This window comes from Sagittula sp. P11 (assembly GCF_002814095.1).
Lineage (GTDB): Bacteria > Pseudomonadota > Alphaproteobacteria > Rhodobacterales > Rhodobacteraceae > Sagittula.
In genome coordinates this window covers 1,620,529-1,638,260 of the sequence record NZ_CP021913.1, presented here as the reverse complement: position 1 = coordinate 1,638,260, position 17,732 = coordinate 1,620,529, and the positions used below count along the sequence as shown (strand labels likewise).

Annotated in this window: 30 protein-coding genes; 26 read left to right on the top strand and 4 right to left on the bottom strand. The window is 63.9% G+C overall.

The features are described 5' to 3' along the window. Positions 1 to 331: 331 nt before the first annotated feature. The 4 genes from rpsJ to CDO87_RS08025 are packed head-to-tail and all read left to right on the top strand — an operon-like array spanning position 332 to position 2,394. Positions 332 to 637, top strand: a complete 306-nt coding sequence (gene rpsJ, locus CDO87_RS08040) for a 30S ribosomal protein S10 (RefSeq protein WP_005862788.1) — start codon at positions 332 to 334, stop codon at positions 635 to 637. Between the two features lie 10 nt (positions 638 to 647). Next, positions 648 to 1,487 (top strand): 50S ribosomal protein L3, encoded by an 840-nt coding sequence (gene rplC, locus CDO87_RS08035; RefSeq protein WP_100928297.1) that lies wholly within the window; start codon positions 648 to 650, stop codon positions 1,485 to 1,487. Further along, positions 1,484 to 2,101, top strand: coding sequence for a 50S ribosomal protein L4 (gene rplD / locus CDO87_RS08030; RefSeq protein WP_100928296.1), 618 nt, complete (start codon positions 1,484 to 1,486; stop codon positions 2,099 to 2,101). The genes rplC and rplD overlap by 4 nt, the downstream gene beginning before the upstream one ends. Next, the gene (locus tag CDO87_RS08025; RefSeq protein WP_100928295.1) at positions 2,098 to 2,394 is read left to right on the top strand and encodes a 50S ribosomal protein L23; all 297 of its coding nucleotides are present in this window, start codon (positions 2,098 to 2,100) and stop codon (positions 2,392 to 2,394) included. The genes rplD and CDO87_RS08025 overlap by 4 nt, the downstream gene beginning before the upstream one ends. 94 nt (positions 2,395 to 2,488) lie before the next feature. Here the strand turns inward: CDO87_RS08025 and CDO87_RS08020 are convergent, their stop codons facing one another. Beyond that, complete coding sequence (locus CDO87_RS08020; protein ID WP_100928294.1) at positions 2,489 to 3,202, bottom strand: ankyrin repeat domain-containing protein; 714 nt, start codon at positions 3,200 to 3,202, stop codon at positions 2,489 to 2,491. Positions 3,203 to 3,938: 736 nt separating this feature from the next. On the opposite strand from CDO87_RS08020, the gene rplB reads away from it, so the two are divergent. The 6 genes from rplB to CDO87_RS07990 all read left to right on the top strand — a co-directional run bounded on the left by rplB (position 3,939) and on the right by CDO87_RS07990 (position 7,503). After that, a complete protein-coding gene (gene rplB, locus CDO87_RS08015; protein WP_100928293.1) occupies positions 3,939 to 4,781 on the top strand; it encodes a 50S ribosomal protein L2 in 843 nt (280 codons plus the stop codon). A gap of 3 nt (positions 4,782 to 4,784) precedes the next feature. Continuing rightward, complete coding sequence (rpsS, locus tag CDO87_RS08010; protein WP_100928292.1) at positions 4,785 to 5,063, top strand: 30S ribosomal protein S19; 279 nt, start codon at positions 4,785 to 4,787, stop codon at positions 5,061 to 5,063. A 3-nt stretch (positions 5,064 to 5,066) separates the two neighbouring features. After that, positions 5,067 to 5,447: a 50S ribosomal protein L22 gene (gene rplV / locus CDO87_RS08005; protein ID WP_005854806.1), complete on the top strand. Its 381-nt coding sequence runs from the start codon at positions 5,067 to 5,069 to the stop codon at positions 5,445 to 5,447. Then, positions 5,447 to 6,169: a 30S ribosomal protein S3 gene (rpsC, locus tag CDO87_RS08000; RefSeq protein WP_100928291.1), complete on the top strand. Its 723-nt coding sequence runs from the start codon at positions 5,447 to 5,449 to the stop codon at positions 6,167 to 6,169. Before rplV ends, rpsC begins: the two co-directional genes overlap by 1 nt. Positions 6,170 to 6,171: 2 nt before the next feature. Further along, on the top strand, positions 6,172 to 6,585 hold the full coding sequence (rplP, locus tag CDO87_RS07995; RefSeq protein WP_005854810.1) for a 50S ribosomal protein L16: 414 nt from the start codon (positions 6,172 to 6,174) through the stop codon (positions 6,583 to 6,585). A 216-nt stretch (positions 6,586 to 6,801) separates the two neighbouring features. Next, positions 6,802 to 7,503, top strand: coding sequence for a hypothetical protein (locus tag CDO87_RS07990; RefSeq protein ID WP_100928290.1), 702 nt, complete (start codon positions 6,802 to 6,804; stop codon positions 7,501 to 7,503). Between the two features lie 6 nt (positions 7,504 to 7,509). Here CDO87_RS07990 and CDO87_RS07985 read toward each other — a convergent pair whose 3' ends face one another. Next, positions 7,510 to 8,679, bottom strand: coding sequence for a calcium-binding protein (locus CDO87_RS07985; protein WP_157814942.1), 1,170 nt, complete (start codon positions 8,677 to 8,679; stop codon positions 7,510 to 7,512). Positions 8,680 to 8,820: 141 nt separating this feature from the next. Here CDO87_RS07985 and CDO87_RS07980 point away from each other — a divergent pair, with 141 nt between their 5' ends. The 3 genes from CDO87_RS07980 to CDO87_RS07970 all read left to right on the top strand — a co-directional run bounded on the left by CDO87_RS07980 (position 8,821) and on the right by CDO87_RS07970 (position 10,560). Continuing rightward, complete coding sequence (locus CDO87_RS07980) at positions 8,821 to 9,444, top strand: 2OG-Fe(II) oxygenase family protein (RefSeq protein ID WP_100928288.1); 624 nt, start codon at positions 8,821 to 8,823, stop codon at positions 9,442 to 9,444. Between the two features lie 102 nt (positions 9,445 to 9,546). Further along, the gene (locus CDO87_RS07975; RefSeq protein ID WP_100928287.1) at positions 9,547 to 10,014 is read left to right on the top strand and encodes a hypothetical protein; all 468 of its coding nucleotides are present in this window, start codon (positions 9,547 to 9,549) and stop codon (positions 10,012 to 10,014) included. Between the two features lie 72 nt (positions 10,015 to 10,086). Then, positions 10,087 to 10,560, top strand: a complete 474-nt coding sequence (locus CDO87_RS07970) for an acyl-CoA thioesterase (protein WP_100928286.1) — start codon at positions 10,087 to 10,089, stop codon at positions 10,558 to 10,560. A 15-nt stretch (positions 10,561 to 10,575) separates the two neighbouring features. Here CDO87_RS07970 and CDO87_RS07965 read toward each other — a convergent pair whose 3' ends face one another. Further along, positions 10,576 to 10,875: a hypothetical protein gene (locus CDO87_RS07965; protein WP_254698375.1), complete on the bottom strand. Its 300-nt coding sequence runs from the start codon at positions 10,873 to 10,875 to the stop codon at positions 10,576 to 10,578. 89 nt (positions 10,876 to 10,964) lie between these two features. Further along, positions 10,965 to 11,552 (bottom strand): hypothetical protein, encoded by a 588-nt coding sequence (locus CDO87_RS07960; protein WP_100928284.1) that lies wholly within the window; start codon positions 11,550 to 11,552, stop codon positions 10,965 to 10,967. Between the two features lie 313 nt (positions 11,553 to 11,865). Between CDO87_RS07960 and rpmC the strand changes: the two genes are divergently transcribed. From rpmC to CDO87_RS07900, 13 genes are all read left to right on the top strand, one after another. Beyond that, positions 11,866 to 12,075 carry a 50S ribosomal protein L29 gene (gene rpmC, locus CDO87_RS07955; RefSeq protein WP_005854825.1) on the top strand — a complete coding sequence of 70 codons (210 nt, stop codon included), beginning with the start codon at positions 11,866 to 11,868 and terminating at the stop codon, positions 12,073 to 12,075. Between the two features lie 4 nt (positions 12,076 to 12,079). Continuing rightward, positions 12,080 to 12,403: a 30S ribosomal protein S17 gene (gene rpsQ, locus CDO87_RS07950; RefSeq protein WP_100928283.1), complete on the top strand. Its 324-nt coding sequence runs from the start codon at positions 12,080 to 12,082 to the stop codon at positions 12,401 to 12,403. 96 nt (positions 12,404 to 12,499) lie between these two features. Then, complete coding sequence (rplN, locus tag CDO87_RS07945) at positions 12,500 to 12,868, top strand: 50S ribosomal protein L14 (RefSeq protein ID WP_023851005.1); 369 nt, start codon at positions 12,500 to 12,502, stop codon at positions 12,866 to 12,868. Between the two features lies 1 nt (position 12,869). Then, a complete protein-coding gene (gene rplX, locus CDO87_RS07940) occupies positions 12,870 to 13,181 on the top strand; it encodes a 50S ribosomal protein L24 (RefSeq protein WP_100928282.1) in 312 nt (103 codons plus the stop codon). Next, the gene (gene rplE / locus CDO87_RS07935; protein WP_100928281.1) at positions 13,174 to 13,755 is read left to right on the top strand and encodes a 50S ribosomal protein L5; all 582 of its coding nucleotides are present in this window, start codon (positions 13,174 to 13,176) and stop codon (positions 13,753 to 13,755) included. Before rplX ends, rplE begins: the two co-directional genes overlap by 8 nt. Before the next feature lie 11 nt (positions 13,756 to 13,766). After that, the gene (rpsN, locus tag CDO87_RS07930) at positions 13,767 to 14,072 is read left to right on the top strand and encodes a 30S ribosomal protein S14 (RefSeq protein ID WP_005854839.1); all 306 of its coding nucleotides are present in this window, start codon (positions 13,767 to 13,769) and stop codon (positions 14,070 to 14,072) included. 13 nt (positions 14,073 to 14,085) lie between these two features. Then, positions 14,086 to 14,478, top strand: coding sequence for a 30S ribosomal protein S8 (gene rpsH / locus CDO87_RS07925; protein WP_100928280.1), 393 nt, complete (start codon positions 14,086 to 14,088; stop codon positions 14,476 to 14,478). A gap of 12 nt (positions 14,479 to 14,490) precedes the next feature. Further along, positions 14,491 to 15,024 carry a 50S ribosomal protein L6 gene (gene rplF / locus CDO87_RS07920; protein WP_100928279.1) on the top strand — a complete coding sequence of 178 codons (534 nt, stop codon included), beginning with the start codon at positions 14,491 to 14,493 and terminating at the stop codon, positions 15,022 to 15,024. An 11-nt stretch (positions 15,025 to 15,035) separates the two neighbouring features. Next, entirely contained in the window at positions 15,036 to 15,395 is a 360-nt protein-coding gene (gene rplR, locus CDO87_RS07915; protein WP_100928278.1) for a 50S ribosomal protein L18, read from the top strand. A gap of 212 nt (positions 15,396 to 15,607) precedes the next feature. Further along, positions 15,608 to 16,186 (top strand): 30S ribosomal protein S5, encoded by a 579-nt coding sequence (gene rpsE, locus CDO87_RS07910; protein WP_100928277.1) that lies wholly within the window; start codon positions 15,608 to 15,610, stop codon positions 16,184 to 16,186. A 3-nt stretch (positions 16,187 to 16,189) separates the two neighbouring features. Beyond that, complete coding sequence (gene rpmD, locus CDO87_RS07905) at positions 16,190 to 16,378, top strand: 50S ribosomal protein L30 (protein ID WP_100928276.1); 189 nt, start codon at positions 16,190 to 16,192, stop codon at positions 16,376 to 16,378. 239 nt (positions 16,379 to 16,617) lie between these two features. Next, on the top strand, positions 16,618 to 16,743 hold the full coding sequence (locus tag CDO87_RS27435; RefSeq protein WP_256388405.1) for a hypothetical protein: 126 nt from the start codon (positions 16,618 to 16,620) through the stop codon (positions 16,741 to 16,743). Between the two features lie 155 nt (positions 16,744 to 16,898). Beyond that, positions 16,899 to 17,690 carry an MBL fold metallo-hydrolase gene (locus CDO87_RS07900; RefSeq protein WP_100928275.1) on the top strand — a complete coding sequence of 264 codons (792 nt, stop codon included), beginning with the start codon at positions 16,899 to 16,901 and terminating at the stop codon, positions 17,688 to 17,690. Positions 17,691 to 17,732 lie beyond the last annotated feature (42 nt).

Below are 17,732 nucleotides of genomic sequence, written 5' to 3'. Positions count from 1 at the left end.
CGCCTGCCCGGCCGAGAACAACGAAGGGCGTCCCAAACGGGGCGCCCTTTTCTATTGCCCCCGGTTCGCTTGTCCACAGGACATCGCGCACCTTCCCAAGCCCCACCCCACCCCGTAGGGCGGGGCTCTGCGCCGCCCTTCGGGCAAACACGCGCGCGGCCGGGGGAATTCGGTGCTTAAGCGCTTGCCCCACCCTCCCAAAGCGCCTATACGCGCGCAACGTCCATAGGGACGTTCAAGGGCGGGGTGATTCCCGCCCTTACGGTTCGATGAGGGTGTGCGGTGGTCGCCCATCCTCCTCTCAACCGAAACGCCAAAATAGGACTGTTCGATGAACCAGAACATCCGTATCCGGCTGAAGGCGTTCGACTTCCGCGTGCTCGACGCAAGCACCCAGGAAATCGTCAACACCGCCAAGCGTACCGGCGCACAGGTCCGCGGGCCGATCCCGCTGCCCAACAAGATCGAGAAATTCACCGTTCTGCGCGGCCCGCACGTGAACAAGAAGTCTCGGGACCAGTTCGAGATCCGCACGCACAAGCGTCTGCTCGACATCGTCGATCCGACTCCGCAGACCGTGGACGCCCTCATGAAGCTCGACCTCGCCGCCGGCGTTGACGTCGAGATCAAGGTATAAGGGGGTAGACATGCGCTCTGGTGTGATCGCAAAGAAGATCGGCATGACTCGCGTCTTCATGGAAGACGGCAAGCAGATCCCCGTCACCGTGCTGCAGCTCGACAACCTCCAGGTCGTCGCGCAGCGCACAGATGAAACCAACGGCTATTCCGCCGTGCAGCTCGGCTGTGGCACCGCCAAGGCAAAGCGCACGAGCCAGGCCATGCGCGGCCACTTCGCCAAGGCGAACGTGGAACCCAAGCGCAAGGTTGTCGAATTCCGCGTGACCGCGGACAACCTGATCGAAGTGGGCGAGGAAATCATCGCCGACCATTACTTCGAAGGTCAGTTCGTCGACGTGTCCGGCATCACCATCGGTAAAGGTTTTGCCGGCGGCATGAAGCGTCACAACTTCGGCGGTCTGCGTGCCTCGCACGGTGTGTCCATCTCCCACCGCTCGCACGGCTCCACCGGCCAGTGTCAGAACCCCGGCAAGGTGTTCAAGGGCAAGAAGATGGCCGGCCACATGGGCTCCGTCCGTGTGACCACGCAGAACCTGCAGGTCGTCAAGACCGACAGCGACCGCGGCGTGATCATGATCAAGGGTGCCGTTCCGGGCCCGAAGGGATCGTGGGTCACCGTCAAGGACGCCGTGAAGAAGCCCTTCCCGGAGAACGCAATCCTTCCGGCCGCTCTGGCGAGCGCCAAGAAGGAAGCGCAGCGCCAGGCAGAGGAAGCCGCAGCGGCAGCCGCCGCAGAGGCCGAAGCCGAAGCCAAGCGCCTCGCCGAGGAGCAGGCCGCGCAGGAGGCCCAGGCCCTGAAAGAGGCCGAGGCCGACATCGAGGCCGAGAAGAAGGAAGGTGAGGAATGAAACTCGACGTAATCAACCTCGACGGCGGTTCCGCTGGCGAAGTCGAGCTGGACGAGGCCCTCTTCGGGCTGGAGCCGCGCGCCGACATTCTCCACCGCGTCGTCCGCTGGCAGCGCAACAAGGCGCAGGCCGGTACGCACAAGGTCAAGACCCGCTCGGAAGTGTCGTATTCGACCAAGAAGATCTACCGCCAGAAGGGCACCGGTGGCGCACGTCACGGTTCCCGCAAGGCGCCGATCTTCCGCAAGGGCGGCATCTACAAGGGCCCGACCCCGCGGTCGCACGCCCATGACCTGCCCAAGAAGGTCCGCGCACTCGGCCTGAAGATGGCTCTGTCCGACAAGGCCCGCAACGGCGCCCTGATCGTGATCGACTCCATCGACGGCGCAAGCAAGACCAAGGCGCTCGCCGCTCAGGTGTCGAAGCTTGGCTGGAAGCGCGCGCTGATCATCGACGGGGCCGAGGTGAACGAGAACTTCGCCAAGGCGGCCCGCAACATCGAAGGTCTGGACGTCCTGCCGACCATCGGTGCCAACGTTTATGACATCCTGAAGCGTGACACCCTGGTGATCACGAAGGCGGGTGTCGAAGCACTGGAGGCTCGACTGAAATGACCGCGACGGCAGAACAGTACGACGTGATCCGCAAGCCGATCATCACCGAGAAGTCCACCATGGCGTCCGAGCACGGCGCGGTTGTCTTCGAAGTGGCCATCGACGCGAACAAGCCGCAGATCAAGGAAGCCGTCGAGGCGCTCTTTGGTGTGAAGGTGAAGGCCGTGAACACGACCATCACCAAGGGCAAGGTGAAGCGTTTCCGTGGCAAGACCGGCAAGCGCCGTGACGTGAAGAAGGCCTATGTGATGCTCGAAGAGGGCAACACCATCGACGTGTCCACCGGCCTCTGACCGGATCGAGGCGGGGGATGCCCCCGTCAGCGAGAACAGCGAAGGCCCCCGCAGATCTGCGGGGGCCTTTTGCTTTGGCGGGGGAGGGCTGCGGTCAGGACGTTTTGACGGGGAGGACCGTCACGGGCAGCGTCGTGACCGGGGCCAGCACCTCCTGCGCGTTGGCGGAGGCTTCGTGGATGGCGTGGTCCAGCGCCGTCCAGCCAAGCGCCCAGGTCAGCGTGCAGGTGCGATCCGGGTCCGCCCCGGCGGCCAGCAGGGTGCGGATCACCGCCGGCAGGTTCTGCCGCGCGGCCAGCATCAGCACGCTCTGGCCCGCGGCCACGGCGCCCTCCGGATCGGCGCCCGCCGCGATCAGCGCCGAGACGATCGGCAGGATCGCGTCGGGGTCGTCCTCGTGGATGCTGAACGACAGGGGCGAGGCGTGGTCGCTGTCGCGGTAGGCGTTCGGATCGGCGCCAAGGTCGAGCAGAAGCTGCACGAGGTCGATGTTGCCGAGCGCCGCCGCGGACATCAGCGGGGTGACGTTCTGCCCGTCCCTGAGGTCCGGATCGGCGCCAAGCTCCACCAGCAGCCGGGCCGCGGCGAGGTTGTGTTCCTGGATGGCAAGGAACAGCGCCGTCCGTTCGATCGAGGCGCTCATCATCGTCGCGAGGCTCAGGTTCGGATCGGCGCCGCGCTCGGTGATCAGCTCACCTATCCGCACCGTATCCCCTTCGTAGGCGGCGATATGGAGCGCATCGTCCTCGGCGCGGGGGCGCAGCCTCCCGTGCATGAAGTCGAACAGTTTTCCCATCTTGCCGCGCATGTCGTTTCCTTGAAGTTACACCTTTTAACAAGGCTGGACGGCGCGCGGTTCCGGCCTTGTTCCCGCGACCGGGCGGCACAAACGGTCGGGATGGGGGCTGGGATGCGGGGCATTTGGGGCGTTGCAATGAGTGCGCGTCCCGAGGGCGTTCAATACCTGGAACCCGGCGGCTAGGATCGCAATTGGCCATTTGTAGGGCGCGGTATCTATCTGATAAGATGTTTAAAATCGGAAGATCCAAGACGCTTTGCAGCCAGCCATGACGAACCTGCGTGGATGCGCTTTTCCCATCGACCGGCCAGTCTCCCGCGTTATGGGCAAGGTCCCCTTTTTGCCCCACCAAGGGCTGGCACATGATGGACGTGAAACGTCGGGTCGGCGGCGCATTTCGGCCAAAAACTAGATGTGATGCCGCGGAAATGGGCAGAGGATTGCGGGCCCGTGCTGCCTATTGCTTATTGTACACGCTGGCCGCGCTCCCCAATCTTCAGTGTGCCCGGCCACTATGCCATGCTTTGCCGACGAGTCATGGCATCAACGGCTTTGGCCCTTGACCCGTTGTCCTGCATCCCCTACACGACCCCATCCGCAACGGCCCCGGATTCGTCCGGGGCTTCGCTTTTGCGCGATGCGGATAGCGAATCGGGCACCTTCGGGGGCCTATACTTCTGGCCACCTTCGGGGGGCTATTACATAAGCCGGGCAACCGGCTGCTAGCTAACGGAAGACAGAAAGCATGGCACTCAAGTCGTACAAGCCGACGACGCCGGGCCAGCGCGGGCTGGTGCTGATCGACCGTTCGGAGCTGTACAAAGGACGCCCCGTCAAGGCCCTCACCGAGGGTCTGACGAAGTCGGGCGGCCGGAACAACACCGGACGTATCACCTCCCGCCGTCGTGGCGGTGGCGCAAAGCGTCTCTACCGGATCGTCGATTTCAAGCGGAACAAGTTCGACGTGAACGGCATCGTCGTTCGCATTGAATACGACCCGAACCGCACCGCATTCATCGCACTGATCCAGTATGATGATGGTGAACAAGCCTACATCCTCGCGCCCCAGCGCCTCGGCATCGGCGACAAGGTGGTTGCCTCCGCCAAGGCCGACATCAAGCCGGGCAACTGCATGCCGTTCTCGGGCATGCCGATCGGGACGATCGTCCACAACATCGAGCTGAAGCCCGGCAAGGGCGGCCAGATCGCACGCGCCGCGGGCACCTACGCCCAGTTCGTCGGCCGTGACGGTGGTTACGCACAGATCCGCCTGTCCTCGGGCGAACTGCGCATGGTCCGTCAGGAGTGCATGGCGACCGTCGGTGCCGTGTCGAACCCCGACAACTCGAACCAGAACTTCGGTAAAGCGGGCCGCATGCGCCACAAGGGCATCCGTCCGTCCGTCCGCGGTGTCGTCATGAACCCGATCGACCACCCGCACGGCGGTGGTGAAGGCCGGACCTCCGGCGGTCGTCACCCGGTGACGCCGTGGGGCAAGCCGACCAAGGGCAAGAAGACCCGCAACACGAACAAGGCGTCGCAAAAGCTCATCATCCGCTCGCGCCACGCCAAGAAGAAGGGTCGCTAATCTATGGCACGCTCTGTTTGGAAAGGCCCCTTCGTCGACGCTTACGTGTTGAAGAAGGCCGAAAAATCGAAGGAATCCGGCAAGAACGAGGTCATCAAGATCTGGTCGCGCCGCTCCACCATCCTGCCGCACTTCGTTGGTCTCACCTTCGGTGTGTACAACGGCCAGAAGCACATCCCGGTCAACGTGACCGAGGACATGATCGGCCAGAAGTTCGGTGAATACGCTCCGACCCGCACCTACTACGGTCACGCGGCGGACAAGAAAGCCAAGAGGAAGTAAGCCATGGGCAAGGATAAGAATCCCCGCCGCGTGGCGGACAACGAAGCGATGGCGAAACTGCGCATGCTGCGCACCTCGCCGCAGAAGCTGAACCTCGTCGCGGCGCTCATTCGCGGCAAGAAGGTCGAGAAGGCCCTGACGGACCTGACCTTCTCCAAGAAGCGGATCTCGCAGGACGTTAAGAAGTGCCTTCAGTCCGCCATCGCCAACGCCGAGAACAACCACGGCCTGGACGTCGACGAACTGGTCGTCGCCGAGGCCTATGTGGGCAAGAACCTGGTCATGAAGCGCGGTCGCCCGCGTGCCCGTGGCCGTTTTGGCCGCATCAACAAGCCGTTCTCGGAGATCACCATCAAGGTGCGTCAGGTTGAGGAGCAAGCCTAATGGGTAACAAGACCAATCCGATCGGGATGCGCCTCCAGATCAACCGGACCTGGGATTCGCGTTGGTACGCGGACACCAAGGATTACGGCGATCTGCTGCTGGAAGACCTGCGCATTCGTGACTTCATCCACGAAGAGTGCAAGCAGGCCGGCATTGCCCGCGTGATCATCGAGCGCCCCCACAAGAAGTGCCGTGTGACCATTCACACCGCGCGTCCGGGCGTGATCATCGGCAAGAAAGGCGCTGACATCGAGGTGCTTCGCAAGAAGATCGCCCGCATGACCGACAGCGAGCTGCACCTGAACATCGTCGAGGTCCGGAAGCCGGAACTGGACGCCACGCTGGTCGGCGAGTCCATCGCCCAGCAGCTTGAGCGCCGGGTTTCCTTCCGCCGCGCGATGAAGCGGGCCGTGCAGAACGCCATGCGCATGGGCGCCCTGGGTATCCGGGTGAACGTCGCTGGCCGTCTGGGTGGCGCGGAAATCGCACGGACCGAATGGTACCGCGAAGGCCGCGTGCCGCTGCACACGCTGCGCGCCGACATCGATTATGCCAACGTCGAGGCGACCACGCCTTACGGCATCATCGGTATCAAGGTCTGGATCTTCAAGGGCGAGATCATGGAACATGATCCCCAGGCCCGCGACCGGAAGAGCCAGGAAATCCAGGACGGCCCGGCACCTCGCGGTGCAGGCGGCGGTCGTCGTGACGACCGGAGGTAATCATGCTTCAGCCGAAACGCACTAAATTCCGGAAGGCCTTCAAAGGCCGGATCAAGGGTGAGGCGAAGGGCGGTTCCGACCTGAACTTCGGTCACTACGGTCTGAAGGCCACCGAGCCGGAGCGTGTCACCGCACGCCAGATCGAAGCAGCCCGCCGTGCCATGACGCGTCACATGAAGCGTCAGGGCCGCGTCTGGATCCGCATCTTCCCGGACACCCCGGTGACCGCGAAGCCCATCGAAGTTCGTATGGGTAAGGGTAAAGGCTCTGTCGACCGTTGGGTCTGCAAGGTGAAGCCCGGTCGCGTGATGTTCGAGATCGACGGCGTTGCCGAGGACATCGCCCGCGAGGCGCTGCGCCTGGCCGCGATGAAGCTGCCGATCAAGACCCGCGTCGTGGTTCGCGAGGACTGGTAAGCCCGGTCCTTCCGCTCACGCGGTTGAAATGCTTGAAACCCCGCCGGTCGCCGGCGGGGTTTTTTCGTGAGCTCTGACGTCTCTGTGCGCCGCTTGCTGCCGGGTCACGGGTTGACGTAACGTCCGCCGCGTTGCGCGAAGCGTGTAACAGTTTTAATTCATTTTCATGACGATTTATTCTTGCCCGATGAGACCCGTCTGAGGTTCCCTTTTCCCATGCCGTCCTACGCTCACCGCCGCAGCCCCGTCTATTACTGGCACCCGACCCGTTGGATCAAATCCGTCGAAGCGCATGTGCCGCACAAGGTCCTGCGTGACATGATCAACCGCGTCCGGTTCGGCGCGGTGGTGCCGCCCTCGGATTCCGCGATCTACGTGGACCCGGCTGAGGTGCGCTTCGAGTACACTGGCGGGGCCAGGCTGCGGCTCAGGCGGCATGACAGCGCCCGGGTCGTCGGCGGCGACTGGGACCGGCACCGTAGCGAAATCGGCGAGACGATCCGCATGAAGAGCTGCCGGATGCGGTTCTTCGAAGGGGCGGACTGGGAAGACACGCCGATGTACCAGCGGATGCTGCGGCAGATCGGCGAAGGGAAGAAACCGGACGGCTGCGGCTCGGTCGAGGATCTGCGGCGCCGGTTTGCCGGCATCGACCTGCTGAAGGCCCGGACGCTGGCGGAGGGCCGGTTCCTCAACCGCGAGGAACTGCCGGAGAACTTCCGGAGAGAGCACGGCGGCATCCTCCTGCACGTGGCGCGGGACGGCACCCTCCTGCGGTCGGGCGGGGCAGGGCACCGCTTTGCCATCGCGCGCCTTCTGAACCTGCCCGAGATCCCCGCCCAGATCGGTGCGATCCACCGCGAGGCGGTCGACAACGGCGTTCTGGCATCCCTGCGGCGGACCAGCCGGCTGGCCTGAGGCGGCTCAGGCGGCTGCGGCGTCCCGGCCGATGAAGTTCAGCGGCACGGCGGTTGTGCCCGCGCCGGTGACGATCACGTCCTCCACGGTCAGCCCGCTTGCCCCGCTCAGTGTCAGGACCACGTCGCGGTTGGCGACATCGGTCGCGTCGATCTCGTAGACCAGCCGCACCACGGTCGAGAGGGGGGCACCGTCGGGCGCCGTCTCTTCCAGTTCGATGGCGGCGAGGGTGAACTGGCTGGCATTTGTCGTCCCGTCGATCAGCAGCAGGTCCTCGCCCGCCGAGAAGTCGGTGATCGTGCCGATGTCGACCTGGACCGTGCCGTCCGCCAGCGTGGACACCGCGCCGGGCGGCGTATCGGCGATCTCGGTCCCGCCCGGTGCGACGATGAGATCGAAGATGTCCGCGCCGTCCCCGCCCGTGACCCGGACTCCGGCCTCCCACTGCTGGATCAGCGGCGTGACGGCGTTGATGACGAGGTGATCGCTGCCTTCGCCGCCGTCGATTTCGGTCGGGGTGGTGGGCGCGGGGTTGGCGAAGATCAGGTCGTTGCCTGCCCCGCCGTCGACCCGCCCCCCGTCCATGAAGGCAGAGATCGTGTCGGCCCCGGCGCCGCCCCTGATGTCGGACCCGGCGCCCTCCTCCGACGAGGTGATGGAGACGAGGTCGTTGCCCGCGCCCCCGTCGATGCTGGCACCGTCATGTCGCCCGGAAATCGTGTCGTTGCCCCCATCGCCGGTGATGGTCGATGCGGTACTGTAGGCCTCGATCAGGTCGTTGCCCTCGCCACCGGACAGAAGCGCGCCGTCGAGAAGCTGCGCGTCCAGTTCCACCGGGTCGGTCGAGCCGTCGTAGAGGTCGATCAGATCGTTGCCAGCGCCTGCCGACACCTCGATCCCCGGGCCCGCAGGGCCGTCCAGAGTGATGGTGTCGTCGCCATCGGTGCCGCTCAGCATCTTACCCGCGCCGCCGCCGGTGTCCTCTTCGTCGGGAGTGCCGCTGCCGGTATCGTCCCCGGTGTCGACGTCAAAGCTGTCGCCGGTGTCCGTCGGCGCCTCGGCGCTTTCGTCGCCTTCGCCGGAGTCGCCGTCATCGTCGGTGGTGTAATCGTGCTGGTTGACCGCGACGGCAAAGAGCCCGAGGCCCACGAGGCCGAGTAGAATGAGTGGCGACATAGAAACCCTCTCTGTAGACATGCGACGAACCGAATCCCCACGAAGGCCGGGGTAACATCCATTTGCTTAAAGTTGCGTGCACGACCGGGGGGCGGCGGCGTCCGATTCCCATAGCGCCGCGCAGCGAAGACGGAGGCCAAGATGGCAACGATCACTCCCCTGTTCACGACCCCCCTGTACCGCGCCGCGCTGTCCGAACACGGAGAGGTCGACGCGGCAGAGCTGGAGGCGTCCTGCTATTCCATCGCCGAGGACGACGAGGCCGGTCAGGAATGGTGCGAGACGCAGGGCTATCCCGGCTACACCTCCTATGCCTCGCTGACCGACCTGCCGTGGCGCTTCCCGATCTTCGCGGACCTCGTGAAGGTGATCGACAGGCACGTGGCGGCCTTCGTGGCGGATCTGGATTTCGACCTTGGCGACAAGGAGATCGTGCTGGAGGACATCTGGATCAACATCCTGCCCCCGGGCGGCACGCATTCGAGCCACATCCACCCGCACTCGGTGATCTCGGGGACGACCTACGTGGCGATGCCGGAGGGCGCGAGCGCGCTGAAGCTGGAGGACCCGCGCCTCCAGATGATGATGGCCGCCCCGGCCCGCAAGAAGGACGCGCGCGAGACGCTGAAACCCTTCATCTACGTGCAGCCGGCGGTCGGTGACATCGTGCTGTGGGAAAGCTGGCTGCGCCACGAGGTGCCGATGAACATGGCCGAGGAAGACGAGCGGATCTCTGTCAGCTTCAACTACAAGTGGGGCGACTGAGGCGGGCCGTTCGCTTGGATTGAAACGATTTTGCGCGGGCGCGTTCGTCCGGTGTTTACGCGCATGACGCACCCTTTCCGGGCGAACGGAAAGGGGAAAGACATGCAGGCAACCTCGGCAATGCAGCCCGCGCAGGGGCATCTTCATAATCGTCCGGCGGAGGGTGCGCGGGGCGCCGCCGCGCAGTCCATCGGTCACCGCGCCAAGGCGGAACGGCTGGAAGGGGAGAGCCAGGGCCAGGCTGCCTCCCGCATCGCGCATGAGCGGAACGCCCTGCGCGCGGGCAGCGAAACGTCCGTGGTGGTTGAGGCGGTCTTCGTCAGCCTCTCCATGAGTTTCACTGGCGTCGCCGTGACCGGGGCGCCTGCGGTCGCGGATGACACGGGCGGCGACGGGGCGGAGCCGATGCCCGTGCCCGAGGCGGCTGTGACGGATGAGGCAGCGGCGCCCGGCGCGCCGGAAGACGGGGTGCCTGACGGGGCGGAGAGCGGCTACACGGCCTATCTGACGACATTTTCCGCGCAGGTGAGCTATTCCTCGGCCAGCATCGCCTTGCAGCTTCTGCGCTGACGCCGCACGGCTTTGCGGCCCCACGGCTTTGCGCTAATCCGGTGGCAAGTGATCGCAGACGGGGGCCGAGGCATGGATTCGCGCAAGCTGGAAATGACGGTGCTGATGACGCCGGACATGGCGAACTTCAGCGGGAAGGTGCACGGCGGCGCGCTGCTGAACCTGCTGGACCGGGTGGCGTTTTCCTGTGCCTCGCGGTTCTCGCAGCGGTACGCGGTGACGCTTTCGGTCGACCAGGTGGTGTTCAAGGAGCCGATCAACGTCGGCGAACTGGTGACCTTCCGGGCCAGCGTGAACAGCGCCGGGCGCACCTCGATGGAGATCGGCATCCGGGTGGAGGCGCAGGACATCCGGACCGGCCGCAGCCGGCACACCAACTCCTGCTATTTCACCATGGTCGCGGTGGACGACGATGGCCGTCCGGCGCAAGTGCCGGACCTGAAGGTCCTGGATACGGTGGAAGAGCGGCGGCAAAAGGCGGCGGTGGCACGCAAGCACCTGCGCCGCCAGTTCGAGGAGGAAATGGCGAAGGCGGCCGAAGGCTGAGCCAGTCGGGCGCTGTCAGCCGCGCGGCAGCGAGGCGGGGACGGAGATCGGCCGCGCCCGGGAACTGAGACAGCCGTCCTGTACGCGCCGCCAGGTGAGCACGTTCTGCGACATGGCACAGCGGGCGAGGAACGTTTCGCCACCGACTGTGAGGCAGGCGATCTGCCCCAACGGTGTTTCGGAACCGTCGCGGTTGATGCAGGCGCAATCCGTGGGTGTCTCGTCCGCGTGGGCGAGGCCGGGCAGGCTCAACAGGAGAGCAAGGGCATAGCGCATTTCCGCAGCATAGCACGACTCGCGGCTCCTGCGTAGCATTATTCATATGTGCGGGACGGGCTTCATCTGACGCTGTGGGCAATCGCCGGAACGATGCCGTCATGCTGTCCAGCGCCGGTCAGGACGGATCAACCCAACATGGCGACACAGCGCAGGGTTCGAAGTGCCGTCTTGATCGCGATCGTCGCCATGTTCTGTCCAAGACAGGTGAGAAGAGCGCGTGTCTTCTTCGCGAGGCCGAGCGACAGATCCAATGATTCGCGGCAGGTGAGAAACTGGGCTGCGGTTGAGACAATGCCAGCCTTGATCAGGCAGGCCATCGGGTCTCCCAAAGGAATACCGTCCACCGTATCGAGCACGGCTTCGGCGTCCATGCCTTCCGTGAGGATCTCCCAAGGGTCCTTATCAAACGGAGAGGTCTGTTCCTGCTCCGCTTCGAGAAAGCGTTCGATCCGGTCGTGGTCGTCCAGCGGAATAGACGCGATGAGCCGGTCTTCAACGAAAATATCGAGTGTTTCGCCCTGGCCTCCGTCCATCTGCGCGATTTCCATCGTGAAGGTGATTTCGATGGGATCGGCTGTCGGGTTTTCCTTATAGATGCCCAAGCAGGTCACCCGCGCGGCATTCCTTTGCAATGCGGCGAGATGGTCGAGGGCGAACTCGATTTGATAGCTCTCGCCATTCTGACCTTCGAAATTGAAGTCATGAAGTTTCATGGATGCAGTCCGGGCTCGGCGACGCGTTTGACGAATACCAAAGAATCTTGCTGCGGAACGTGTCTTGACGCAAGTATCTTGACGCAAGAGGGGCGCCTTGAACGGGAGCGCGGGTCGTATCGACCCGGAGCAAGGCGATACGACGAGGCGGTTTCTCACCGGCCCGCAAGACCTGTGCGCAAAGCCCTTGCCATGTTGGGGTTTCGCGCGTATAGGGGCCGCTCATCCACGGACTCCACTGGAATCAGGGTGACCCTGCGCGGCAACGCAGGCAGGGGCCTACCAGTGATGTTGATTGAAAAGGAGAGGTGCAATGAGCGCCCAGGAACTCCGTGACAAGACACCGGACCAGCTCCGGGACCAGCTTGTCCAATTGAAGAAAGAAGCGTTCAACCTGCGCTTCCAGATGGCCACCGGTGAAGTGTCCAACCCCGCCCGCATCCGTCAGGTGCGCCGCGAGGTTGCCCGCATCAAGACCATCCTGAACGAAAAGGCCGCCGCGGCCGCATCTGTGGAGGCATAACGAAATGCCCAAGCGTATCCTGCAAGGCACCGTCACCTCCACGGCCAACAAGCAGACCGTGACCGTTCAGGTCGTGCGTCGCTTCAAGCACCCCGTGCTTCAGAAGACGATCAAGAAGTCCAAGAAGTACCGCGCACATGACGAGAACGAACAGTTCAACGTCGGCGAGACCGTCCTCATCCGTGAGTGCGCGCCGAAGTCGAAGACGAAGCGTTGGGAAGTCATGACGGAAACGATGCTGGAAGAGCACAACAAGCAGCGCGCCGAAGCTGCTACCGAGGCTCAGAAGGTCGAAGACGCCGCGCACGAAGCAGAAGCCGCCCACTAAGGGCACGCTCGGGGCCGTTATCGCGGCCCCGATACCATTCGAAACCCCCGGGTCAATGTTCTCTGCAGAGCGGCCCGGGACGTCGGGAGAAAATCCATGATCCAGATGCAGACCAATCTGGATGTCGCTGACAACTCCGGAGCCCGGAAAGTTCAGTGCATCAAGGTTCTGGGCGGTTCCCACCGCCGCTATGCCTCTGTCGGCGACATCATCGTGGTGTCGGTGAAGGAGGCCATTCCGCGTGGTCGCGTGAAGAAGGGTGACGTCCGCAAGGCCGTCGTCGTGCGCACCGCAAAGGAAGTCCGCCGTGAAGACGGCACCTCGATCCGCTTTGACCGCAACGCCGCCGTGATCCTGAACAACGCAGGTGAGCCGGTGGGTACCCGTATCTTCGGGCCGGTCGTGCGCGAGCTGCGTGCCAAGAACTTCATGAAGATCATCTCGCTCGCCCCGGAGGTGCTGTAAGATGGCTGCCAAGCTGAAGAAAGGCGACAAGGTCGTCGTCCTCACCGGCAAGGACAAGGGCAAGACCGGAGAGATCCAGTCCGTTGACCCGAAAGCCGGCAAGGCTGTCGTGGAAGGTCTGAACATGGCCATCCGTCACACCCGCCAGAGCCAGACCTCGCAGGGTGGCCGCGTCCCGAAGGCGCTGCCGATCGACCTGTCGAACCTGGCCATCGTCGACGCAAACGGCAAACCGACCCGCGTTGGCTTCCGCATGGAAGGCGACAAGAAGGTCCGTTACGCCAAGACCACGGGGGACGTGATCGATGCTTGATACTGCAAACTACACCCCGCGTCTGAAGGCCCAGTACAAGGACTCGATCAAGGCGGCGCTCAAGGAGCAGTTCGGCTACACCAACGACATGCAGATCCCGCGTCTGGACAAGATCGTGATCAACATCGGGTGTGGCGCCGAAGCCGTCCGTGACTCCAAGAAGGCCAAGTCGGCCGTCGAGGACCTCACCAAGATCGCAGGCCAGCAGGCCGTCGGCACCAAGGCGAAGAAGTCGCACGCACCGTTCCGTCTGCGTGAAGGCATGATCATCGGCGCGAAGGTCACCCTCCGCGACGTGCGCATGTACGAATTCCTCGATCGCCTGATCACCGTCGCGATGCCCCGCATCCGCGACTTCCGGGGCGTGAAGGCGTCCTTCGACGGCCGCGGCAACTTTGCCACCGGCCTGAAGGAGCACATCGTGTTCCCGGAGATCGAGTTCGACAAGGTCGACGAAGTGTGGGGGATGGACATCATCATCACCACCACCGCCATCGACTTCGGCGAGCATACCGCGGACGCGCAGGCCAAGGCACTGCTGACCGCATTCAACATGCCGTTCACCAAGGCGTAAGGGGAAAAGACATGGCCAAGAAATCCATGGTCGAGCGCGAGAAGAAGCGCCAGCGCCTGGTGGAGAAGTATGCCGCCAAGCGGGCCGCGCTCAAGGAAGCCGCCAACGACGAATCGAAGCCGATGGAAGAGCGTTTCAAGGCGCGTCTGGAGCTTGCAAAGCTCCCGCGCAACTCTGCGCCCTCCCGTCTGCACAACCGCTGCCAGCTCACTGGCCGTCCGCATGCCTACTACCGCAAGCTCAAGATCTCCCGGATCATGCTGCGCGAACTGGGTTCGAACGGCAAGCTGCCCGGCATCGTGAAATCCAGCTGGTAAGGGAGGGTATGATATGAACGATCCTATCGGCGATATGCTCACCCGTATCCGCAACGCACAGGCCCGCGGCAAGTCGACGACCTCGACCCCCGCGTCCAAGCTGCGCGGCTGGGTTCTGGACGTGCTGGCTGACGAAGGCTACATCCGCGGCTACGAAAAGAGCACGGACGAGCGCGGCCACCCCGCGTTCGAGATCAGCCTGAAGTACTTCGACGGCACCCCCGTCATTCGCGAAGTGAAGCGGGTCTCCAAGCCCGGTCGTCGCGTCTACATGGGTGTCAATGACATTCCGCAGGTCCGTCAGGGCCTGGGCGTGTCGATTGTCTCCACCCCCAAGGGTGTGATGTCGGACGCAAATGCACGCGCAGCCAACGTCGGCGGCGAAGTGCTCTGCACCGTGTTCTAAGGAGGCTTTCACATGTCTCGTATTGGTAAGAAACCGGTCGAGCTGCCTTCGGGCGTCGACGCCAAGGTCTCCGGCCAGACCATCGAAGTGAAGGGCCCGAAAGGGACCCAGAGCTTCACTGCCACCGACGACGTGACCATCGTCGTCGAGGACAGCGCCGTGAAGGTGACCCCCCGCGGGTCGTCCAAGCGCGCGCGCCAGCAGTGGGGGATGTCCCGCACCGTCGTCGCCAACCTGGTGCACGGCGTGCAGAACACCTTCAAGAAAGAGCTGGAGATCCAGGGTGTGGGTTACCGGGCTGCACTGCAGGGCAACACCCTGCGGCTGAACCTCGGCTACTCGCACGACGTGGAGTTCGCGATCCCTGATGGCATCACCATCACCTGCCCGAAGCCGACCGAGATCATCATCGAAGGTCACGACGCGCAGCAGGTGGGCCAGGTTGCGGCCAACATCCGCGACTGGCGCCGGCCGGAGCCGTATAAGGGGAAGGGTATCCGCTATAAGGGCGAATACATCTTCATGAAAGAAGGCAAGAAGAAGTAAGGACGGGAACGATGGCAAATACGAAACGTCAACTGTTCCTGAAGCGCCGTCTGCGCGTCCGGAACAAACTTCGCAAGGTCAACGCCGGGCGCCTGCGCCTGTCGGTGTACCGCTCGAACAAGAACATCTCGGCTCAGCTCATCGACGATGTGGCCGGCAAGACACTTGCCTCCGCATCCTCGCTCGAGCCGACGCTGGGCGTGGTCGGCAAGAACAACGTCGAGGCGGCCGCAAAGGTCGGCGCGGCGATTGCCGAGCGTGCCAAGGCAGCCGGTGTGGAAGAAGCCTACTTCGACCGTGGCGGCTTCCTGTTCCACGGCAAGGTGAAGGCCCTGGCCGACGCCGCCCGCGAAGGTGGTCTGAAGATCTGATGCGTGGCGGGGCGGAGTTTCTCCGCCCTGCTCACCGTCCCGCCGAAGGTGCGTCGCAAGACGTGTCGGCCAAGGGACAGAAGGTAGGGTGCGCCTTCGGGGCACCCTCTTTTGCAGGCGGGTCACCGCCTCGATGATCCGGGGTCCGCGTCCGCGCACCACCTGGATTGGCCAAACCGGTGCTCTTGGGCACCACAAGGAAGGAATGCCAGATGGCAGAACGTGATAACCGCCGGGGCAACCGTCGCGACCGCGACGAAACACCGGAATTCGCAGATCGCCTCGTCGCGATCAACCGTGTGTCCAAGACCGTCAAGGGGGGCAAGCGCTTCGGCTTTGCCGCGCTCGTGGTCGTGGGCGATCAGAAGGGCCGCGTCGGCTTCGGCAAGGGCAAGGCCAAGGAGGTCCCCGAGGCCATCCGCAAGGCCACCGAGCAGGCAAAGCGCAAGATGATGCGCGTGCCGCTGAAGGAAGGCCGCACGCTGCACCACGACGTCGAAGGCCGTCACGGTGCTGGCCGCGTGGTGATGCGCACCGCACCGCAGGGTACCGGGATCATCGCCGGTGGTCCGATGCGTGCCGTGTTCGAAATGCTGGGCGTGCACGACGTTGTCGCCAAGTCGATCGGCTCGCAGAACCCGTACAACATGATCCGCGCCACCCTCGAGGGCCTCTCGAAGGAGCAGTCGCCGCGCAACGTTGCGCAGCGTCGTGGCAAGAAAGTGGCCGACATCCTGCCCAAGCGCGATGAAGCGCCGCAGGAATCGAGCCAGGTCGCTGAGGAGGCGTAACCCATGGCAAAGACCATCGTCGTCAAGCAGATCGGCTCCCCGATCCGCCGCCCGGAGATCCAGCGCAAGACGCTCATCGGCCTGGGCCTGAACAAGATGCACAAGACCCGCGAACTGGAGGACACTCCCTCCATCCGCGGCATGATCCGCAAGATCCCGCACCTCGTGGAGATCATCGAAGAGCGCGGCTGAACCGTCCTTCCGGATTTGTATCAGAAACACCCGCCGGTTCCGCCGGCGGGTGTTTTTATTGGGGCAGGGGTGACGATATCGGCGGAAAAGATCGCCCAAACGGCTGATTTTGAAATTAATTTTCTGCACAAAACTTATGCGTTTTCTGCATTGCGGCATTGTCCAAACGGGCTTTGTAACGGGCCTCCGCCGGGTCTATCTGCCAGTAAGACAATAAAGTCGCACACTGGAGACACCAAATGACCCCCATCTTCCGCAGCATCGCGAAAGGGTTTGTCGTCGAGCGCCTGAAAAGCGTGGCGAACCACAAGCCGGTCCCGAGCTGGACCGAATACCTGCGCGCCCAAGGTGGCCTGCGCGGCTGATCGCCCGCACGCCAGAACAGGCCCGCCAAATCGCCGTCCCGCAAGGGGCGGCGATTTTCGTTTGCATCGCAGACACATTTCTCACGCAGAGTTCAAGTTGCCGGGAACTGGCCGGGCGCTACCCTTGCGTCACCAAACGAACAGGGAGCGTTTCGATGACCATCAACCGCCGGACTTTTCTGCATTCCGCCGCCGCGACCGGGACCATCATGGTCCTGCCCTTCGCTGCCCGCGCCGAGGCCCACATGGGCGACATGTTCGAGACGGACATGGGCGCCGTGACCGTGCACCCGGTCCACCACGCCTCCATCGTGCTTGAGACGCCGGTGGGCGTGATCTACGTCGATCCGGTCGGCGAGGCCTCGGAATACGAGGGCCTGCCCGCCCCGGACCTGATCCTCATCACGCACGAGCACGGCGACCACTACAACGCCGAGACGCTCTCGGCAGTGAAGCCCGTGGACAAGCCGGTTGCGATCTACACCAACCCGGCGGTCTTCGACATGCTGAACGAGGACATCAAGCCGAGCGCCGAGGCCATGGCGAACGGCGATTCGAAGACCTTCGGCGAGCTGACCATCGACGCGATCCCGGCACACAACGTGACCGAGGACCGGATGAACTTCCACCCGGAGGGCCGCGACAACGGCTACGTCCTGACCATGGGCGATTTCCGGATCTACGTCTCTGGCGACACCGAACCGACGCCCGAGATGGAGGCGCTGACCGACATCGACCTGTGCTTCATGTGCATGAACCTGCCGTTCACCCAAACAGCCGAGCAGGCGGCCGAGGCGGTCAAGGCCTTCATGCCCGCCGTGGTCTATCCCTATCACTACCGGGGCCGCGACGGCGGCACGCAGGACCCCGAGGCTTTCGCCGAGATGGTCGGCGACGCGGCCGAAGTGAAGATGGGCGAGTGGTACAAGCCCGGCGAACTGGGCTGACGCACAGCCACCGGGGGCGCATCACGCACCCCCTTGCAGGCA

Bases quoted from the DNA above. Each gene is read 5' to 3' on its own strand.
- rpsJ (WP_005862788.1), top strand. From the start codon at position 332: ATGAACCAGAACATCCGTATCCGGCTGAAGGCGTTCGACTTCCGCGTG.
- rplC (WP_100928297.1), top strand. From the start codon at position 648: ATGCGCTCTGGTGTGATCGCAAAGAAGATCGGCATGACTCGCGTCTTC.
- rplD (WP_100928296.1), top strand. From the start codon at position 1,484: ATGAAACTCGACGTAATCAACCTCGACGGCGGTTCCGCTGGCGAAGTC.
- CDO87_RS08025 (WP_100928295.1), top strand. From the start codon at position 2,098: ATGACCGCGACGGCAGAACAGTACGACGTGATCCGCAAGCCGATCATC.
- CDO87_RS08020 (WP_100928294.1), bottom strand. From the start codon at position 3,202: ATGCGCGGCAAGATGGGAAAACTGTTCGACTTCATGCACGGGAGGCTG.
- rplB (WP_100928293.1), top strand. From the start codon at position 3,939: ATGGCACTCAAGTCGTACAAGCCGACGACGCCGGGCCAGCGCGGGCTG.
- rpsS (WP_100928292.1), top strand. From the start codon at position 4,785: ATGGCACGCTCTGTTTGGAAAGGCCCCTTCGTCGACGCTTACGTGTTG.
- rplV (WP_005854806.1), top strand. From the start codon at position 5,067: ATGGGCAAGGATAAGAATCCCCGCCGCGTGGCGGACAACGAAGCGATG.
- rpsC (WP_100928291.1), top strand. From the start codon at position 5,447: ATGGGTAACAAGACCAATCCGATCGGGATGCGCCTCCAGATCAACCGG.
- rplP (WP_005854810.1), top strand. From the start codon at position 6,172: ATGCTTCAGCCGAAACGCACTAAATTCCGGAAGGCCTTCAAAGGCCGG.
- CDO87_RS07990 (WP_100928290.1), top strand. From the start codon at position 6,802: ATGCCGTCCTACGCTCACCGCCGCAGCCCCGTCTATTACTGGCACCCG.
- CDO87_RS07985 (WP_157814942.1), bottom strand. From the start codon at position 8,679: ATGTCGCCACTCATTCTACTCGGCCTCGTGGGCCTCGGGCTCTTTGCC.
- CDO87_RS07980 (WP_100928288.1), top strand. From the start codon at position 8,821: ATGGCAACGATCACTCCCCTGTTCACGACCCCCCTGTACCGCGCCGCG.
- CDO87_RS07975 (WP_100928287.1), top strand. From the start codon at position 9,547: ATGCAGGCAACCTCGGCAATGCAGCCCGCGCAGGGGCATCTTCATAAT.
- CDO87_RS07970 (WP_100928286.1), top strand. From the start codon at position 10,087: ATGGATTCGCGCAAGCTGGAAATGACGGTGCTGATGACGCCGGACATG.
- CDO87_RS07965 (WP_254698375.1), bottom strand. From the start codon at position 10,875: ATGCTACGCAGGAGCCGCGAGTCGTGCTATGCTGCGGAAATGCGCTAT.
- CDO87_RS07960 (WP_100928284.1), bottom strand. From the start codon at position 11,552: ATGAAACTTCATGACTTCAATTTCGAAGGTCAGAATGGCGAGAGCTAT.
- rpmC (WP_005854825.1), top strand. From the start codon at position 11,866: ATGAGCGCCCAGGAACTCCGTGACAAGACACCGGACCAGCTCCGGGAC.
- rpsQ (WP_100928283.1), top strand. From the start codon at position 12,080: ATGCCCAAGCGTATCCTGCAAGGCACCGTCACCTCCACGGCCAACAAG.
- rplN (WP_023851005.1), top strand. From the start codon at position 12,500: ATGATCCAGATGCAGACCAATCTGGATGTCGCTGACAACTCCGGAGCC.
- rplX (WP_100928282.1), top strand. From the start codon at position 12,870: ATGGCTGCCAAGCTGAAGAAAGGCGACAAGGTCGTCGTCCTCACCGGC.
- rplE (WP_100928281.1), top strand. From the start codon at position 13,174: ATGCTTGATACTGCAAACTACACCCCGCGTCTGAAGGCCCAGTACAAG.
- rpsN (WP_005854839.1), top strand. From the start codon at position 13,767: ATGGCCAAGAAATCCATGGTCGAGCGCGAGAAGAAGCGCCAGCGCCTG.
- rpsH (WP_100928280.1), top strand. From the start codon at position 14,086: ATGAACGATCCTATCGGCGATATGCTCACCCGTATCCGCAACGCACAG.
- rplF (WP_100928279.1), top strand. From the start codon at position 14,491: ATGTCTCGTATTGGTAAGAAACCGGTCGAGCTGCCTTCGGGCGTCGAC.
- rplR (WP_100928278.1), top strand. From the start codon at position 15,036: ATGGCAAATACGAAACGTCAACTGTTCCTGAAGCGCCGTCTGCGCGTC.
- rpsE (WP_100928277.1), top strand. From the start codon at position 15,608: ATGGCAGAACGTGATAACCGCCGGGGCAACCGTCGCGACCGCGACGAA.
- rpmD (WP_100928276.1), top strand. From the start codon at position 16,190: ATGGCAAAGACCATCGTCGTCAAGCAGATCGGCTCCCCGATCCGCCGC.
- CDO87_RS27435 (WP_256388405.1), top strand. From the start codon at position 16,618: ATGACCCCCATCTTCCGCAGCATCGCGAAAGGGTTTGTCGTCGAGCGC.
- CDO87_RS07900 (WP_100928275.1), top strand. From the start codon at position 16,899: ATGACCATCAACCGCCGGACTTTTCTGCATTCCGCCGCCGCGACCGGG.